Origin of the sequence: Lentilactobacillus dabitei (assembly GCF_019061365.1) — a bacterium.
GTDB lineage: Bacteria > Bacillota > Bacilli > Lactobacillales > Lactobacillaceae > Lentilactobacillus > Lentilactobacillus dabitei.
On sequence record NZ_JAHPPD010000179.1, the window covers coordinates 1 to 754 of the forward strand.

A 754-nucleotide genomic window follows, 5' to 3' on the forward strand; every position below is an offset into this window, starting at 1 on the left:
ACATTAAAGAATATTTCATAAGGCGTTTTCCATCCGAGACATTTACGGGGACGATTATTCATTTGTTCTGCATATGCTTGTATCCGGCGGTCAGTAATTGAATCAAGGTCAGTTCCTTTTGGCAAATATTCGCGAAGCAAGCCGTTAGTATTTTCGTTAGTTCCTCGTTGCCAAGGAGAGTGAGGATCGGGAAAGTAGAAGGGCGTACCAAACTTATCAGTTAAACATTGAACTTTGGCAAACTCTTTACCCCTATCCGGGGTAATCGTTAACGATCTACCAGGCCATAGCTTCATTAAGTCGCTCAAAGTATCCGTGACTGCTTCTGAAGTTCTTTTAGCAGCTTTACCAATAAGCAGGTAACGAGATTTTCGATCAACCAATGTAACGACACAAGCCTTTCCGCTTTTGCCTAACACGGTATCACCTTCCCAGTGACCAATTTCTACACGGTTGTCAGCTTCTCGCGGACGATCATGAATCTTGTTGGGGATTGGAATCTTGCCTCGCTTTTCTTGATAAGCTTTATTGTGGCGAGACTTGCCGTGATGCCTTAGATGGCGCACGGCACTAGAGCTGCCAGATTTAAACAAATTATCAAATAAGCCATTGAAAATCCCACGGTAAATAGTCGTGGTACTGATCTGCACCGGATACTTTTCGACTGCCAAGCGATTCGATATTTCCTCCGGAGACCAAAGGTCTTCGCAGAAGTGTTCTCTCACCACTTCAAACACCTGAGGATTACTCAAAA

General features: G+C 43.9%; 1 protein-coding gene. It reads right to left on the bottom strand.

The window, feature by feature from the left end; genetic code table 11:
• Positions 1 to 754 (bottom strand): IS30 family transposase (locus KTE19_RS13690; protein ID WP_217342519.1); only part of this gene is annotated, 754 nt, incomplete at both ends.